A 17043-nucleotide genomic window follows, 5' to 3' on the forward strand; every position below is an offset into this window, starting at 1 on the left:
CATGACCACGGGCAGCGCATCACGGCGCGATGGCCCGGTTGCGCTGTCGGCGTTGTTCGACGAGGCGCTGCGGCACCTTGAGCCGAAGGAACCGGCGCAGGGCACGGCGCCGAGCCAGGACGGCTTTCTCTACAGCGGCAACCGCCATGAGAGCGTGCCGCGCCGACTGTTCCTCGACCGACGCCTGACGCCGCTGGAGCGCAACGCCTGGCAGGTGTTCCGCCTGCAGCTCAACGACGACGGCGTGACCGCCTTTCCCACCTACGACCAATTGCGCCCCTACCTGGCCTCGATGCCGTGCGCCGCGCAGGCATCGCACGAGACCGTGGCGCGCGCCCTGACGCTGTTGCGGCTGACGCGCTGGCTGAGCCTGGTGCGACGACGGCGCGACCCGAAGACCGGCCGCATCCAAGGCAACCTCTACGTGCTGCACGACGAACCGCTGTCACCCTTCGAGGCGATGCAGCTCGATACCGACTACCTCGGCCTGGTCAGCCAGGCGCTGACCCATGCCGCCAAGGCGGTACAGATCGTGGGCATGAACACGCTGCGGGAGATCGCCGAAGACCCGCTGCTCAGCGGGCGCACGCTGCCGACCCGCCTGCAAGTGCTGGCGCAGCGCATGGCGCGGCATGGCTGGACGACGCCAGGTTATCCACAGGAGGGTGCGGACCACGAATCCGAAGAAGGCCATGAAGCCCTGCTTCGGAATGGCGCGCGCCCGTCTTCGGAATCCGAAGCAGGGCCGAAACCCGCGCCGGACGGCTCACTTCGGAATCCGAAGGAGGACCGTACAGTACGTAATGATCGTATAAATGAAGTACGTACAGTACCGCGCGCGAGGGCCTTGCAGAACCTGCGGCTGCCCGACCGCTTCCTGCGCCTGAAGGACGAGCAGCAGGCCGGCGCGCTGGTGGCGTTGCAACAGGTGGAGGAAGCCCAGCGGCAGGCTGTGCTCGACGAATGGACCGCACGCTGCCGCAACAGCACGGTGCGCAACCCGGCTGGCTATCTGTTCGGCATTATCCAGAAGGCGATCCGCGGAGAGTTCAAGGCCTGGGCCGGAGAAAGTGCAGCGGCACCGCCAGCGCCCCCGCCACCTGCGCCTTCGTCACCGCCGGCATCCCGTGCCGCTGACCCCGAGGTGGCACGTGCCTACCTGGCTCAGCTCCGAGAAGCCTTGCGTGATCGCTGATGTTGACTATCCCCAGGGGATAGCTGGAACAGACACCCTTCCACCGTGCTCGATTGCCGCCCGCCGAACGACAGGCGAAACTGTCGCCTGTGAATCAGACAAGGACAGCCACGCACGAGCCCGGCCGACGATGGACATGACGACTTCCCCCGCCACAAACGCACTGCAACCACTACAGCGAGACGTTCAACGCTTGCTGGGCAGATGCCTGTTGCGCCTTCAACAATACGAGCGCCTCATGAAAGCCATCGTGGCGCACCACGAGATTTCAGGCCCGGCGCATTCGCTAGAGGCCATTCGCGCAACGCGGATTGAAGATGCCGCGACCAAGACCCTGGGCACGTTGGTCGGACAACTGTTTGGTTCGTATGTCGTCACCGATGGAAATGGTGGCAAGGAACGCGACGACGATCTTCCCGGCGACGTGATTTCCTTTCGCACGCGCGTGCAACTGAGCCTGTCTGCGCAGGACTACGCCAAGACCCAGGCCGACCTCAGAGACCTGGTATCGCTGCGCAACACCCTGGTGCACCACTTCATCGACCAGCACGATCTATGGACCGTGGACGGGTGCCGCGCTGCACAGGGCGAACTCGGTTCCGCCTACACGCGCATCGATCAACACTTCGAGCAGCTGCGCGGCTGGGCCGAGCACATGGATCAGGCGCGGCGTCTTGCGGCGGATTTCGTCCAGTCGGATGTGTTCCACGACCTGGTGGTCAATGGCATCGCGCCGGACGGCACGGTGGACTGGCCGGCCACCGGCATCGTTCGCGCGCTGAGCGAGGCCGCCGCGCAGTTGGCCGTCGAGGGCTGGACACCCATCGTCGCCGCTGGCCGCTGGATCGCGGACCGGCATCCCGAGCAGCTTCCAGCCAAGTACGGCTGCAGCAGTTGGCGGCAGGTGGTGCATGAGTGCCGCTTGTTCGAGCTTCGCTACCGTGAGGTGGAGGGGCAACGGGCCGCCTGGTACAGACCTCGCGAGGCATAGCCCCGCAACGCGGTCTCACCTCCGCGCGAGCCGCGAACAACTCCGCCGAGCTATCCCCAGGGGATAGCCGGAACACGCAGCCTTCCGTGCGGAACAAACCGGGCGTGCATGGGCTGCGGTTTGTTGACTGACAGCCTTCCGGCCGATGCCGATGCTGGCGACTCGTCCCTTCATCACGAGTCGCTCCCATGGCCAACGAACGCACAGAACCCCTGCGACTGAATCTCGGGTCGCTGCGCAGCGCGATGTCGCTGACGCTGCACACCCACCACGCATCGCGCATCTGGCACGGCCGCGCGCCGACCGAAGGACGCGCCGGCATCATCGGACTCAACGGCTTCATCAGTGCGATGAACAAGATGAAGCGCGGCGCCGAGCAGGACGACCCGTACTCGGATTGGTGGATGTTGCGCATCGAGGACAAGCTCGCCGACACCAAGACCCGCCTGCAGACCCTGCGCGAACAGGTGGATCAGGCCTTGGCCGACGTGCCAGCGGCGCTGTCGCTGGGCGAGAACATGAACGTGCAGCCGGTGAAGCTGCCGCTGTTCGTGAATGCACAGCTCGGCTTCATGGCGGTGTACCTGCTGGCCGACTACGACGACCTGGCGCGCAAGCTCATCCTGGCGCATCACACGGCGCTGATCGACCGCAGCACCCTGGAGCGCTGGCTCAACGATGGCGCGCACGCACTGCGCAGCCTGTTCTCGCTGGCCCAGCAGTACCGCTACTCGGGCACGACGCGCGACGACTTCGCGGCGAAGAACGCGGCGGCGCGAGCGGCGCTGGAGAAGTTCGGCGAGCTGCCGCAGGACGTGCTGGAAGGCACGCGCCGCTCGCGCTTCGCGCCACCGATCGCGCGGCGGGCGAACAAGCCCGGCACGCCGCCTGCTGCGCCCGCCATCGAGCCCGATGCGCCGGCTCCCACGGGTGGCGCAGCCGATGGTGCCGCGGGCGATGAGGGTGCTGGCGCATGACAGCATCGCCCCCTATCAGCCACTCCACGCGCTTCGTGGCGCTGGAACAGGCGGACTTCCAGCGCCTGGAACACGCAGGCTACCTAAAAGGCCTTTTACAGCCTTTTAAGGGTAAGGGGAGTCTGGAGACCTGGGCCAGCCAGTGCGCAGCGCTGCGCGACGACGTGATTGGCCTGGCGCAGCGGCGCGTGCTGCCCCAGGCGCGCGCCTACCCCTTCAGCCTGCTCGACGTGCAACTGGCCCAGCAGGCCACTGGCGCAGGAACGACCTTCCTGCGCTGGCGCAACCTCGACCGTTCCTCCATGGGCGTGGCGTTGTGGGAGGCCCTGCTGGCCAACCCCGCGACGCCGCCCTCGCTGATTGACGAGCTGTACGCGATGGAACTGCAGCGCATCGTGCTGAACATGCAGATCAGCCTGACCCACAGCATCGCTCGCCAAGCCCTGGAATGCGCCAACAAGGCCGCCCAGGCCGAAGCGGCTTACCTGCGGCGCGTCCACGGGCATACCGCGTCCGTTCCACCCACCACCAAGGAGTCACCATGAGCACGCACTTCGTCGGCGAGGGCAACATCGGTTCTGCGCCGGACTACCGCGAATTCCCGAACGGCAACGACGAGCCGCGCCGGCTGCTTCGCCTGAACGTCTACTTCGACAACCCGATCCTGAAGAAGGACGGCGAGTACGAAGATCGCGGCGGCTTCTGGGCGCCCGTGGAGCTGTGGCACCGCGACGCCGAGCACTGGAAGACGCTGTACCAGAAAGGTATGCGGGTGCTGGTCGAGGGCCGCACCGTGCGCGACGAATGGGAGGACGCCGACGAGAACGAGCGTGTCACGTTCAAGGTCGAGGCCCGGCGCGTGGGCATCCTGCCGTACCGCATCGAGTCGGTGGCGCTCAGCGCCAAGCCGGCCGGCGGACAGTAGTTCGCCCATCGCCACCCCCCGAGGGCGGCTGTAGCAACCGTCATACGCCCGCGATGCACCAGCGAGCTATCCCCAGGGGATAGCTCCAAGGTCGTCTACGGAGTTCCGGCCGCCCTCCCGAAACGAAGCTCTGCTGTGCCAGCTCCTGCGGTCCATGCGCACCGCTGCGGCAACGGAGCGCCTGCCGATCACAAAGCGGTGTCTGCATCAATCGGCTTCCTTGCTGCCGGCATCTCCTGGCCCCGCCAAGCTGACGCCCATCCGATGAACCGCACATTTCCAAGGAGGCTTCATGCGCGTGTTCCTGTGCGAGAAGCCGTCCCAGGGCAAGGACATCGCCCGTGTGCTGGGTGCCGGTCAACGCGGCAACGGCTGCTACAGCGGCGCGGGTGTCGTCGTGACCTGGTGCATCGGTCATCTGGTGGAGGCGGTTCCGCCCGAAGGCTACGGCGAGCAATACAAGCGCTGGGCCATTGAGCAACTGCCTATTCTTCCTGAGCGTTGGCGTGTCGAGCCCAAGGCGGCGACCGCAGCGCAATTCAAGGTCGTGCAGCAGCTCGTCGCCAAGGCGGGCGAGCTGGTGATTGCGACCGACGCCGACCGCGAGGGCGAGATGATCGCCCGCGAAATCATCGAGCTATGCGGCTACCGCGGGCCGATTCAGCGCCTGTGGCTGTCGGCGCTCAACGATGCGTCGATCCGCAAGGCGCTGGGTGCACTCAAGCCGTCCGCCGAGACGCTGCCGCTGTATTTCTCCGCACTCGCCCGATCGCGCGCCGACTGGCTGATCGGGATGAACCTGAGCCGCTTGTTCACACTGCTGGGGCGCCAGGCCGGCTACACCGGCGTGCTGTCGGTGGGCCGGGTGCAGACGCCGACGCTGAAGCTGGTGGTGGACCGTGATCGCGAGATCGCACGTTTCGTCTCGGTGCCGTTCTGGGCGATCGAGGTCACGCTGTCCCATGCCGGCCAATCCTTCATCGCCAGTTGGACGCCGCCGCAGGGTTGTATTGACGATGCTGGCCGTTGCTTGCAACAGCCGGTCGCCCAGCAGGCCGCCGACCGCCTGCGCGCCGCCGGCAGCGCCCAGGTGGTGTCGGTCGAGACGGAGCGTATGCGCGAAGGTCCGCCGCTGCCGTTCGACCTGGGCACGCTGCAGGAGGTGTGCTCCAAGCAGTTGGGCCTCGACGTGCAGGAGACGCTGGACATTGCCCAGGCGCTGTACGAGACGCACAAGGCGACAACGTATCCGCGCTCGGATTCGGGCTACCTACCCGAGAGCATGCTGGCCGAGGTGCCGACCGTACTCGACAGTCTGGTCAAGACCGACCCCAGCCTGCGGCCGCTGATCGAGCGCCTGGATCGCCAACAGCGCTCGCGTGCATGGAACGACGGCAAGGTGTCGGCTCACCACGGCATCATCCCGACGCTGGAGCCCGCCAACCTGTCGGCCATGAACGAGAAGGAACTGGCCGTCTACCGGCTGATCCGCGCCCATTACCTCGCGCAGTTCCTCCCGCACCATGAGTTCGACCGGACGGTAGCGCAGTTCTCGTGCGGCAGTCAGTCGGTGGCGGCCGTGGGCAAGCAGATCGCCGTCACCGGCTGGCGTGAGGTGCTGGCGACGCCGGGGCCGGACGATGCCGATGGCGAGGATGCGCAGCGCAGCCAGGTGCTGCCCGCTCTGCATGCGGGCCTGTCCTGCCCGGTCGGAAAGGTGGATCTCAAGGCGCTGAAGACGCTGCCGCCCAAACCCTACACGCAGGGCGAGCTGATCAAGGCCATGAAGACCGTCGCCAAGTTCGTGACCGACCCGCGCCTGAAACAGAAGCTGCGAGATACTACCGGCATCGGCACCGAGGCGACACGCGCTAACATCATCAACGGTCTGATCGGTCGCGGCTACCTGGTCAAGAAAGGCCGCGCCGTCCGCGCTTCCGACGCGGCATTCACGCTCATCGACGCGGTGCCCTCGGCCATCGCCGACCCCGGCACCACGGCGGTGTGGGAGCAGGCGCTCGACATGATCGAGGCCGGCCAGATGGCGCTGGACACCTTCATCGAGAAGCAGTCCGTGTGGGTCGGCCAGCTCGTGCAGCAGTACCGCGGCGCAACGCTCTCGCTCAAGCTGCCGCCGGCGCCGGCCTGCCCGCAGTGCGGCGCACCGATGCAGCAGCGCACGGGCAAAAGCGGCGCGTTCTGGTCCTGCTCGCGCTACCCGGACTGCAAGGGCACGTTGCCGATCGAGTCCCCGACGGGCCGGCGCAGCGCACCGCGCAAGCGGCGCGCTGCCTCCAAGGCGTCCTGATCCTCGCTTCCCCCTGCCGCGCCGGCCCTTCACTGGCGGCGAGGCAAACGTCCCGCACCGCGCGGGACTCCAAAGCGCGCGTCTCCTTCTGCAACGGTGTGCGCGCCCCGTCTGCCCACCATCGGGCGACGGGGCGAGAAGGTCATTGCTCCACGAATCGCGCCCGCCGCCATTCCCTTGATCGGTGTGCCTTGCCTCGGCCACGAGGGGCTTCCTGACGCCTTGCCGCCGCGTGAGCCGTGAGGAGGCCCCTTGGGCCGAGGGTATTCCGTGCCGGTGCCCGCCGGCGGAACAACGGGCTCCCTTTGTGTGTGGATGCACGCCAGCGGTTTCCGGCCCCAGCCACGAAACGGGCCGGGTGCGATTGCTGACGCAGCGAACGGCTTTGACGACGGCCTGCGCTGACGCAGCCCACAGGTGGTTTTCCTTCCTCTCCAGCCGAAGGCCCGCGTGGCCTTCGGCGCCCTGGTCCTTGCCTTGTCCCGTGACGCGGGCCTGCCCTAAAGCGGGCCGTCCGCGATTCGGTTTTCCCTGCGACGGCAGCCATGCTTCGCGCCCATCCTCACGCCATGCGTTGCTGACAGTCGTCAGCGGCATGCCCTGGCAGTCTCGGTCTTCAAGACTGCAACGCGGTTCGCCGAGTTGACCGATCCAGTCCGCTTCGCATCGCCCACCGCGGACGCTCGCCGGCCTGGCGACGATGCACTTTTCTCAACCACCCGAGGGGAACCCCATCCCCTGCGGGATGCGTGCTCCCCGCCCCACCCCCAAGGAGCACGGCATGTCTGAACCTTCCGCATCTTCCTCTGCAACCGCAGTGCGCAGTGGTGCGCTGGCGCTGGCCTGGACCGGCAAGCGTCTGCCGCTACAGGTGCTGCGCAGCGCGGCCGGTCACTACATCGGCACGCAAGACGACGAAGGCCCGGTATCGCGGGAGTCCGTCGAGTATTTCCCGAGCCACCTCGCAGCACAGCGCGCCCTGGATACCCATGCCTGGACACAGCGCGCTCACCCCTGATTCCCACCCTTCAAGGAGTTCTCTCATGAATCTGTCTTTACCCGAAGACGTGCTCGATCAGATGGCGCTGGAACAGGCGCACTTCGACGCTGCACCGCAGGCCTTCTTCGAGGCCTGGAAGCGCGGCGCGCAGATCGCCGGCCACGAGTGGTTCGGCGACGGCACACGCGAAGGTCTGCAGCGTGCCACCACCAAGTGGGATCTGCGGCCCAACATGCTGATGCTCAACGACGCCCTGGGCGTGCTGAGCAGCGGTCAACGCATGTTCCTGTCCGCGATGGTGAGCTTCTACAACTCCCGCGAGGGCGGCGCGATGCTCAAGCGTTGCGGCTTCGAGGGGCTGTCCGACTTCGGCGGCCTCGATCTGGAACGGCGCCAGGTCATCGCCGACCTCACGCTGCACTACAACGGCTGGTGAGCCGCGCCTGGCAACCCCCCCGTTCTTTCATCCCACCCCACGAGGGACATGCGTCCCCGTTCGGGGCCATGTCCCTCCTTTTTTTCGCAGGAGCGGCCATGTCCCGAATCACCATCTTCCACTGACCTGCACCGCCCGCCACCAGGGCGGCGCGACGCCGCGGCCGGCTGACTGGCTGCCACTTCATCCACTCGCTGGGGTTCAATCCCCGGCAGGGGATTGCCTCGGCCATCCTCTGCTGGAGGAATCCTATGTCCCATTCCAAAAACCCCTTCGTCCGCGGCTACGATGGCCTGTCCGTGCAACGGCTGCTGGCGATTTCCTACGACGACGACTGCCCGCTGAGCTATCTGCCGCTGCACATCTCGCAGTCGCACCTGCCGGACAGCCAGGTCGAGCGCCATGCCTGCGTCTTCTGCGACGACTTCGCGCTGATCACCGAGGGCCAGAACGTGCCGCCCGAGCTGGACGCGCAGTGCCCCAGCCACGGCATCGCCCGAAACCTCGTCTACGCCGTCATGGCCGAAGAAGCCGGCCAGCCGCTGCACGTCGGCGATACCTACTCCGAGGAAGCCGCGCGCGAGGTGGTACGCCGCCTGCGCTTCGAGACCGGGTTCTACAGCCGTGCCTGGGAAATCAGTTCGGCGCACATCACCGAGGAGGCCGGTCGCTTCCTCGCCGAACTGGCGGACATCGCCACGCCGAGCGGTTTTCTGTTCGTGGCCTTCCGCATTCCCTACAGCCCGGCGGTCGGCATGAAGCTGATCGCCACGCCCTGGACGGATGCGAACCTGCAGCATGTCGAGGGCATCACCGCCGAAGAGCTGCGGCAGGAGCACCGGGCCAAGGGCATGCCGGAGTCCCTCGTGGAAGTGTTGCACCTGGCTGCGCTCGCCGACGTGCGGCTGCTGATCTTCGATGCCGACGCGCCCGTGCTGGACGGACTGACGCTCTACGACGACGAGTAACCCGCAACCCATTCGAGCCCCCACGTCGGGGCTCTTCTTTTTCGCGGAACGCGGTGCCGGCGCATTGCCGATTCCCGGCGGACGGCCGCCGCCATGTGCCGCACGCTGGCCGCATGTTCGCTGGCGTTGCCGGCAGCATGCCCAGGCAGTCGAGACCTTCGAGACTGCGGTGCGGTCCGCCGTGCTGGTCGTTTCTTTCGCCGGATGCATACCGCGTCCATCCACCTCACCCTCAAGGGACAGACCTCCCTTGCGGGCGGGAGTCCCTTGGTTGCCACAAGGAGTCTCCCATGGATACCCAAGCCATCCGCGCACAGATGCCGACGCTCGTTGTCGGTCATGTGCCTTCCAACGTCCGTTCGTTCAAGTTCAACATCTTCGACGGCCAGCCCAAGGTTTCGACGCTGGGCTTTCACATCGACCCGAAGCCTTTCGAGGGCAAGGTCATCGCCACCACCGACGAGGCCATCATCGTCAAGACGGCACGGGCCGAGTTCGCGGTGCTCGATCGCACGCTCGTGACCGAGGTGCCCGACGAAGGCGCCAAGGTGCAGGTCGAACCCTATGTCAGACGCCGCTTCGACGGTCAGCGGGCGGACACGCCCGAGGAGCAGACCGAGTTCACCGCCGACGGCCAGCCCTACACGGTGAAGCGGTTCGTGCTCGGGTCCGCACCGGCGAAGCTGCCGATCCCCGAGCCGCGCTGCCCCGAGCTGCAGGAGCTGGTCGACCAACTGGAGCAGTTGCCCGCTCCCGATGGTTTCCGGCGCATCACCCACATGCTGGTGGATGCCGGTGCGCGGGACATCACCTGGGTTGATCCGCTACCCGCCGACATCATCCGCACGCCGCCTGCCATCGGCTTCACCGTCGCCACGATGAAGTTCCAGGGTCGCGTCACCGTGCTGTATGAGCGTGGCCTCGACCTCTACGCGGTGGAGCTGCACCACGACGGCGAGCTGATCGAACGGGTCGATGAGGTGTTCTTCGACACCCTCGGCGAGACGCTGGAACGGCTGATCGACGACGGGAGTTGGCGGCGCATCCGCGTGCAGTGCCTGTTGTCGGGTCGCAAGGCTGTCCGGCACTGATCTCCCAGCAGCTTCCCGCCTTCGCGGCGGGAAGCCTCTCTTCCTGCCTCCCTGGAGATCACACCTATGACTGTTCGATTCAAAGGCACGGAGCTGCGGCCCGTGCTCGCCGAAGCGGTGGCGAATCAATGCCGCGTCATCCGGGTCAAGGATCAGGGCGTGTACTTCCTGGCCGAGTGCGGCGAGCGCCGACCCGATGGTCGCCAGAAGACCATCGCCTATGCCGCCGGTTGCAACCCGGATGTCGATGCCTTCGACGACTGGTGGGAACTGGCGCGTGCCGAGTTCGGTGGCGACGACTTCGGCGAGTTCTTCGATCCGCAGGAGGGCGTGTTTGCGCGCATCCTGCGCAGCGAGGACGACCTCGACGTGTCCGCCACCGCGACACACCTGTCGCTGCAGGCGGTTCCTCCCACGCCCAGCGGTAACTGACCGCCCATCCCTGGCCCCCGCTCCGGGGGCCTCTTTCTTCCCGGCAATGCGGACAGCCGCGAGTGCCGATTGCCGCTCGCCTGCGCGCCGTCCCGGCGCCACGCTTCCGGCCATGTTCCGCTGACGTCCGTCAGCGACATGCCCAGGCAGCCACGATCTTCAAGGCTGCGACGCGGTTCCGACCGCGTTGATCACCCCAGTTCGCACCGGCATCCATGCGCGAACGGCCATCGGTTCTCGATGGCGATGCCACCAAGCTGTTCCATCAACCCACGCGGGGGTTCCACACCTTCCCCGCCTTGGGTCGGGTGTGTCTCCGCCTCATTGTTCCCAGGAGATTCACCATGACCACTTCCAACGAAAAGTCCTACTTCGATCTGCACATCACCGGCCTCGGGTACCTCAATCGCATCCGCGAAGTGAAGCCCAAGAAAGGCGATGCGTTCCTGGCCTGCGACATCGCGGCTCTGAACGGTCCCAGCGATGACGTCTCGTATGTGCGTTTCGACACGCGCGTATCGGGATCGGAAGCGCAGCACCTGGTGCGCCGCTGCATTCAGGCGGTCGACGCCGAGAAGAAGGTGATGATCGGCTTCCGCATGGGCGACCTGTGGACCGACACCTTCACCTACTCCAAGGGCAAGCGTGCCGGCGAGCAGGGTGTGAGCCTCAAGGCCCGCCTGCTGTTCGTCAGTTGGATCAAGGTCGACGGCAAGCTCGTCTACAAGGCCGAGCCCAAGCCGACCGAGACCGACGAGCGGGACCCGGAAGTCCCTGTGACGTCCGACGCGCCCGCTGCGCAGCAAGCCTCGGCACCGGAACCTTCCGAGCCCGTCGCCGATGCTGCCGACGACGCAGCCGATGCCCCCGCATTGGCCGTTGCCGAGTCGTTCTGATCCGCAAGGCCCCATCCCCGGGGCCTTGTCTTCTCTTCGTCAGCAGGAGACCTTCATGATCACCATCCCCGGCCAACTGGCCATCAAGACCATCCACGGCAGGAACGGCGACTTCAACGTCGGCCGCCTGGCGACCTCAATCGGCGAGTTCGTCGTGAAGAACGCCGAACTCGATCAGTACCGCGAGGGCAAGTACGACGGTGATTTCGCCATCGTCGAGATTCGCCCCTCCACGTACAACGCCAACGGCCGCATGGTCATCGAGATCCGCGCCCATCTGGGCGGGATGACGCTGTCCAACATCGACGCCCTGAGCCGCGACGAAGCCCGCCGGCTGAGTCCGCAGGAAGTCGATCCGATCGACGAGGAGGCGCAGGCGCCCGTGCCGGCAACGCCCCCGGCCAAGCCGAAGGCGAAGCCGCGCAGTCCGCGCGATCCCCTGGTCGATACCACGCCGTTCGGCAGCGAACCGGCTCCCGTGTCCGCTGCGGCCTCGGCCGAGGCAGACGACGCGGCGCTGTTCGGTGCCTTGTGGCCCCTGGGCGAGACCGTGAAGCTCGATGCGACCGTGGATCGTCGTGTGCTGCGTCAGCAGCGCGACCGTCTCGACAAGCTGGGCTACGAGTTCGCTCCGCTGTCCCAGGACTGGCACCTCCAAGCTGCCTGATCCATCCGCCGCCTCGCGCGGCATACCGCCACCCGCCGGGGTTCTCCCCCGACGGGGAGGGCTCCGGCCTTTTCTTCAAGGAGACCCTCATGGGCTGGACCTTCGTTCGTCAGACGCGCGATCAGTTGATCCGCGAGCTGCTCGCTCCGCAGGCGTCCGAACGCGCTTGCTGCGAAGTCATCGACCACACGCTGGACGGCGACGTTCTGTGGACCGTGGTTCGCGTCACCGCCAGGCAGGCGGGCGTCATGGGCCTCGCGGCCGGTGAGTCCGTCTGCTACATCGGCTGCCATCTGCTGGAAAGCTCGGGCGGCGATTGGGGCTACAAGTCCCTCGATGAGTCCGTGCATCCGTACTACTACTCGTGCCCGCTGCGCTATCTCGACATGGCGCCGGTGCAAAGCCCCGAGTGGCGCGAGCGGGTTCACCGCTTCCATGCGGGACGCGCTGTCTAGCGGCACGCATCTTCCTTCACCCAACCGGGGCGAGCATGGCCCCGCGGGCTGTGGTTGCTCCTTCATTTCCAAGAGGACATCACCATGCCTGCACCTTCTTCCGCGAAACCGCTGTACCGCATCGACGAATGCCCCGACCTCATGGCCGACGGTTGCGTTGGTGACGAGCAGGGCAATCTCGTCTTTCTCTCGATCTGGGCGCGCGACACCGCCGTTCAGGAGTTCCTCGCCCGCCTGACCCTCGGCCGGGATGAACAGGGGCTGGACCAGTTCCACGTCATCACTGAGCAGGGCGCATCCATCCCGGTCTTCGTCGGCAACGTCGAGAACCTGGAAAAGCGCATCACCCGCGCCTATCGGCGAACACTGTTCGGTTCGCTGACGAATGTGTGGCTGTTCGATCGTCGCTGCGTGAAGCCAGACAAGGCCAACGCCAGCGCGCTGGCGCTTCTGCCCAGGGATTCCGCTCACCGGCTCGACCGGCTGTGGACGCTGGTGCAGGACACCTGCCCGCTGCCACTGCTCGACCACTGGCGTGACACCGTGCTGGAGCTGTTGCAGACACGGCAGATGCTGACCGGTCTTCCCTTGGCCCTCGGGCCGCTGGAAGGCCATCGGCTGGCCCTCGATGTCCCGGCGCTGACGAAGGCGTTGGGCGAGCTGATCCGCAACGGCACCCTCGGCGCCACGCAGTACGAACTGGCCGCGAACGCACCGCTTCGGCGTGTGGCGTGAGCCATCTCCATGGGCATGCGCGCGCGCGTGCCCGCCTTCCCTCATCCATCACCAGGAGAAATCCATGGCACTCATGTTTCCGCGCCTGGCGCGCAATTTCATTCGTAACGGCTACTTCCCCACCGACGAGCCGACGCTGGAGCGGGCCTTGTCCGCACTGGCGCCGTCTCCCGGCTCCATGTCCATCCTCGATCCCTGCGCCGGCGAAGGCGTGGCGATTGCCGAAGCCGCCCACGCCCTCGGGCGCGAGCAGGTCCAGGCCTTCGCCGTTGAGTACGACGCCGAGCGTGCCAGCCACGCACGGCAACTGGTCGATCGCTGCATCCACGGTGACCTGATGGACACGCTGATCTCGCGCCAGTCCTTCGGGCTGCTGTGGCTGAACCCGCCGTATGGCGACCTGAGCAAGGACGTGAACGGCAACATCGGCTATCAGGGCCAGGGCCGTGCGCGGCTGGAAAAGCTGTTCTATCAGTGCGCGCTGCCGCTGCTGCAGTACGGCGGCGTGCTGATCTTCATCGTGCCGTCCTACGTGCTCGACCCCGAGCTGGTCGGATGGCTGACGCGCCACTTCGCCGACCTGCGCATCTACCGTGCGGTGGAAACGCAGTTCAAGCAGGTGGTGATCTTCGGTCGCAGGATTCGTCAACGCGACCAGGCGTCGGAGTCGGTCAAAGCCGTGCGCGGTCTGCTGCTGCAGATCGGACAGGGCGACGCCGAAGCCGAGGAACTGCCGCTCGAATGGCCGTTCCTGCCGTACACCGTCCCTGCCAGCCCGGCCGAGCCGGAGCACTTCTATCGCGTGACGATGGAGCCCGAGCAGTTCGCCGATGAAGTCGGCCGGCTGCAAGGACTCTGGCCGGCGCTCGATACGCACCTGGGCGCCGCGCAGCAATCGCTGCGTCCGCCCGCGCGGGCCTTGTCGCACTGGCATCTCGCCCTGGCCTTGGCCGCAGGCGCGATCTCCGGCGTGGTGAAGTCCAGGACCGGGCGCGTGCTGGTCGTCAAAGGTGATACCCACAAGGAGAAGACCCTCCAGACGGAATACACCGAGCGCGACGATGGCTCCGTGGCCGAGACGCGCATCCTCACCGACAAGTTCGTGCCGGTCATTCGTGCGTGGGACTTGACGCTGGGCTCGCCCACGTGGGGCGAAGTGCTGACCATCCGCTGATCGCTGTTCCCTGACGGTTCGCCGTCGCTTTCATCCACCCACCGGGGTCACGTTGCCCCGATGGGGTGCCGTGGCCCGCTTTTCCGAAAGGAGAAACCACCATGGCACTCGCAATCCTCAACCTCGCGTCACAAGCACGCTTTTCGCCCGGGCAGGTGGTCATGACCGCCGGCGTCGACGAGCTGGTCCGACAGGGCCGGCTCAACCCCACGCCGTACCTGAGCCGCCATCTTCATGGCGAATGGGGCGACCTGAGCGACAGCGATCGGCGGCAGAACGACGCCGCGCTGAAGTCTGGCGAGGATCGTCTGTTCTCGTCCTACCAGGTCACGCGCGACCTGAAGCTCTGGATCATCACCGAATGGGATCGCAGCGTCACCACACTGCTGCTGCCCAGCGAATACTGATCCGCATCCAGCGGCCTCGCGCCGCTTCTTTCTTCCCACCCAGGGGCATGTCACCGCCCCGTGGGGGAGGTGCATGCCCCATTGCTTTGGAGCATCACCATGTCCCTCGATCTCGAAACCGTTCCCGAAACCGCTGTGCAGGGCGACCTGCTCGAAGCGGCCGCTTCACCCCTCACGCTCAGCCTGCAGGACTTCGTGTCCGAGTTCGGCGACGAGCTGCTCGACTCGCTCAACCGCGCCAATCCTCCGGTCTACACCGGCCAGGTGCGGGTGCATCGGCAACTGATCCTCGCCGCGCTCAAGCGCAAGCTGTTCCCGGCGCAAGCCGATGTGGTCCACGCTGTCACCGAGCTGTTGGTCGATCGCGGCGAACGCGCCGCGATCGTCAATGGCGAGATGGGCTGCGGCAAGACGACGGTGGGTATTGCCACCGCCGCCGTACTCAATGCCGAAGGCTACCGCCGTACCTTGGTTCTGTCTCCGCCGCACCTGGTCTACAAGTGGCGGCGCGAGATCCAGGAGACGGTGGCCGGTGCCAAGGTCTGGGTGCTCAACGGCCCGGACACGCTGGTGAAGCTGCTGAAACTGCGTGAGCAGTTGGGCGTGCCGGCGCAGGGCCAGGAGTTCTTCGTCCTGGGCCGCGTGCGGATGCGGATGGGGTTCCACTGGAAGCCTGTCTTCGTTCGGCGGCGCACGCCTCACGGCGACGTGGGGGCCTGCCCGGATTGCGGCCACATCATCACCGACCTCGACGGCGAGCCGATCAACCCGGTCGAGCTGGAAGCCGAGGAGTCCCGCCGCAAATGCAGCCACTGCCGTGCACCGCTGTGGTCGTTGATCCGTCCCAGAGGTCTGTCCGCCAGCGACCAGTCCTCGACCGTGCTCAAGGCGCTGAAGCGTATTCCAACCATCGGGGAAGTCACCGCGCAGAAGCTGATGCAGAAGTTCGGCGACGCCTTCCTCGCGTCGATGCTCGGGGACAACATCCACGAGTTCATCAACCTGATGGATGGCAACGGCGAGCTGGTCTTCTCGGACCGGCAAGCCCATCGCATGGAACGTGCGATGGCCAACATGGAGTTCGGCTTCGGCGAGGGCGGCTACCAGCCGTCCGAGTTCATCAAGAGGCAGCTTCCCCAAGGCACGTTCGACCTGCTCATCGCCGACGAGGCGCACGAGTACAAGAACGGCGGCTCCGCACAGGGCCAGGCCATGGGGGTGTTGGCGGCCAAGGCGCGCAAGACGCTGCTGCTCACCGGCACACTGATGGGCGGCTACGGCGACGACCTGTTCCACCTGCTGTTCCGAGCCCTGCCGGGGCGGATGATCGAAGATGGCTACCGGCCGACGAAGAACGGCAGCATGACGTCGGCCGCGATGGCGTTCATGCGCGATCACGGGGTGCTCAAGGACATCTATTCCGAGAGCACCGGCACGGCGCACAAGACGGCCAAGGGCACCAAGGTATCCGTGCGCACGGTCAAGGCGCCGGGCTTCGGTCCCAAGGGCGTACTGCGTTGCGTCCTGCCGTTCACGGTCTTCCTCAAGTTGAAGGACATCGGTGGCAACGTGCTGCCGCCCTACGACGAGGAGTTCCGCGAAGTCGCGATGGACACGGCGCAAGCTGCGGCCTATCGCGATCTGGCGGGTCGCCTGACCCAGGAGCTGAAGCAGGCCCTGGCGAAGCGCGACACAACGCTGCTCGGTGTGGTCCTCAACGTGCTGCTGGCCTGGCCGGACTGCTGCTTCCGGTCGGAAACGGTGGTGCATCCGCGCACGCGCAACACCTTGGCGTTCGTTCCGGCTCAGTTCAACGAGCTGGAAGTGATGCCCAAGGAACGCGAGCTGATCGAGATCTGCAAGCAGGAGAAAGCAGAAGGTCGCAAGACCCTGGTCTATTCGGTCTACACCGGCACGCGCGACACCACGTCGCGTTTGAAGGTGCTGCTGGAGCAGGAAGGCTTCAAGGTGGCGGTACTGCGCGCGAGCGTGGATGCCTCCCGCCGGGAAGACTGGATCGCCGAGCAGTTGGACCGTGGCATCGACGTGCTCATCACCAATCCCGAGCTGGTGAAAACCGGCCTGGACCTGCTGGAGTTCCCGACCATCGTGTTCCTCCAGTCCGGCTACAACGTGTATTCGTTGCAGCAGGCCGCCCGGCGCTCATGGCGCATCGGCCAGAAGCAGCCGGTGCGCGTGATCTACCTCGGCTACGCCAACTCCTCGCAGATGACCTGCCTGGGGTTGATGGCCCGGAAGATCATGGTGTCGCAGAGCACGTCGGGCGACGTGCCCGAGTCCGGACTCGATGTCCTGAACCAGGACGGCGACTCGGTGGAGGTGGCACTGGCTCGGCAGTTGGTGCATTGAGTTCGACGAGCTTTCG

18 protein-coding genes are annotated in these 17043 nt (G+C 66.2%); all 18 read left to right on the plus strand.

The window, feature by feature from the left end; translation table 11 throughout:
- Position 1 precedes the first annotated feature (1 nt).
- Entirely contained in the window at positions 2–1195 is a 1194-nt protein-coding gene (locus tag BZL41_RS04270; RefSeq protein ID WP_095598146.1) for an STY4528 family pathogenicity island replication protein, read from the plus strand.
- A 238-nt stretch (positions 1196–1433) separates the two neighbouring features.
- Positions 1434–2186, plus strand: a complete 753-nt coding sequence (locus BZL41_RS04275) for an OST-HTH/LOTUS domain-containing protein (protein WP_168190944.1) — start codon at positions 1434–1436, stop codon at positions 2184–2186.
- 188 nt (positions 2187–2374) lie between these two features.
- Positions 2375–3163 carry a PFL_4669 family integrating conjugative element protein gene (locus BZL41_RS04280; protein ID WP_095598148.1) on the plus strand — a complete coding sequence of 263 codons (789 nt, stop codon included), beginning with the start codon at positions 2375–2377 and terminating at the stop codon, positions 3161–3163.
- A complete protein-coding gene (locus tag BZL41_RS04285; RefSeq protein WP_095598149.1) occupies positions 3160–3708 on the plus strand; it encodes a DUF3158 family protein in 549 nt (182 codons plus the stop codon). Before BZL41_RS04280 ends, BZL41_RS04285 begins: the two co-directional genes overlap by 4 nt.
- Positions 3705–4088: a single-stranded DNA-binding protein gene (locus BZL41_RS04290; RefSeq protein WP_095598150.1), complete on the plus strand. Its 384-nt coding sequence runs from the start codon at positions 3705–3707 to the stop codon at positions 4086–4088. The genes BZL41_RS04285 and BZL41_RS04290 overlap by 4 nt, the downstream gene beginning before the upstream one ends.
- Positions 4089–4380: 292 nt before the next feature.
- The gene (locus BZL41_RS04295) at positions 4381–6396 is read left to right on the plus strand and encodes a DNA topoisomerase III (RefSeq protein ID WP_095598151.1); all 2016 of its coding nucleotides are present in this window, start codon (positions 4381–4383) and stop codon (positions 6394–6396) included.
- Positions 6397–7177: 781 nt separating this feature from the next.
- Positions 7178–7414, plus strand: coding sequence for a hypothetical protein (locus BZL41_RS04305; RefSeq protein WP_095598153.1), 237 nt, complete (start codon positions 7178–7180; stop codon positions 7412–7414).
- Positions 7415–7439: 25 nt separating this feature from the next.
- Positions 7440–7832, plus strand: a complete 393-nt coding sequence (locus BZL41_RS04310; protein WP_003141051.1) for a hypothetical protein — start codon at positions 7440–7442, stop codon at positions 7830–7832.
- A 251-nt stretch (positions 7833–8083) separates the two neighbouring features.
- Positions 8084–8800: an ABC transporter substrate-binding protein gene (locus tag BZL41_RS04315; RefSeq protein WP_077566059.1), complete on the plus strand. Its 717-nt coding sequence runs from the start codon at positions 8084–8086 to the stop codon at positions 8798–8800.
- 290 nt (positions 8801–9090) lie between these two features.
- Positions 9091–9891, plus strand: coding sequence for a GTPase (locus BZL41_RS04320; RefSeq protein WP_095598154.1), 801 nt, complete (start codon positions 9091–9093; stop codon positions 9889–9891).
- A 66-nt stretch (positions 9892–9957) separates the two neighbouring features.
- Positions 9958–10323 (plus strand): DUF3085 domain-containing protein, encoded by a 366-nt coding sequence (locus BZL41_RS04325; RefSeq protein ID WP_095598155.1) that lies wholly within the window; start codon positions 9958–9960, stop codon positions 10321–10323.
- A 344-nt stretch (positions 10324–10667) separates the two neighbouring features.
- On the plus strand, positions 10668–11219 hold the full coding sequence (locus tag BZL41_RS04330; RefSeq protein WP_031755002.1) for an STY4534 family ICE replication protein: 552 nt from the start codon (positions 10668–10670) through the stop codon (positions 11217–11219).
- Positions 11220–11274: 55 nt separating this feature from the next.
- A complete protein-coding gene (locus tag BZL41_RS04335; RefSeq protein ID WP_031755001.1) occupies positions 11275–11886 on the plus strand; it encodes a DUF3275 family protein in 612 nt (203 codons plus the stop codon).
- Between the two features lie 89 nt (positions 11887–11975).
- Positions 11976–12341, plus strand: a complete 366-nt coding sequence (locus tag BZL41_RS04340) for a hypothetical protein (protein ID WP_009461172.1) — start codon at positions 11976–11978, stop codon at positions 12339–12341.
- A gap of 84 nt (positions 12342–12425) precedes the next feature.
- Positions 12426–13076: a hypothetical protein gene (locus tag BZL41_RS04345; RefSeq protein WP_095598156.1), complete on the plus strand. Its 651-nt coding sequence runs from the start codon at positions 12426–12428 to the stop codon at positions 13074–13076.
- Between the two features lie 64 nt (positions 13077–13140).
- The gene (locus BZL41_RS04350) at positions 13141–14250 is read left to right on the plus strand and encodes a DUF6094 domain-containing protein (protein WP_095598157.1); all 1110 of its coding nucleotides are present in this window, start codon (positions 13141–13143) and stop codon (positions 14248–14250) included.
- 101 nt (positions 14251–14351) lie between these two features.
- Positions 14352–14657, plus strand: a complete 306-nt coding sequence (locus tag BZL41_RS04355; RefSeq protein WP_095598158.1) for a hypothetical protein — start codon at positions 14352–14354, stop codon at positions 14655–14657.
- Between the two features lie 99 nt (positions 14658–14756).
- Positions 14757–17027, plus strand: a complete 2271-nt coding sequence (locus tag BZL41_RS04360; protein ID WP_168190945.1) for a helicase-related protein — start codon at positions 14757–14759, stop codon at positions 17025–17027.
- Positions 17028–17043: the final 16 nt, after the last annotated feature.

Origin of the sequence: Pseudomonas sp. PIC25 (genome assembly GCF_002286785.1) — a bacterium.
In the GTDB taxonomy this organism is placed as follows: Bacteria; Pseudomonadota; Gammaproteobacteria; order Pseudomonadales; family Pseudomonadaceae; genus Pseudomonas_M.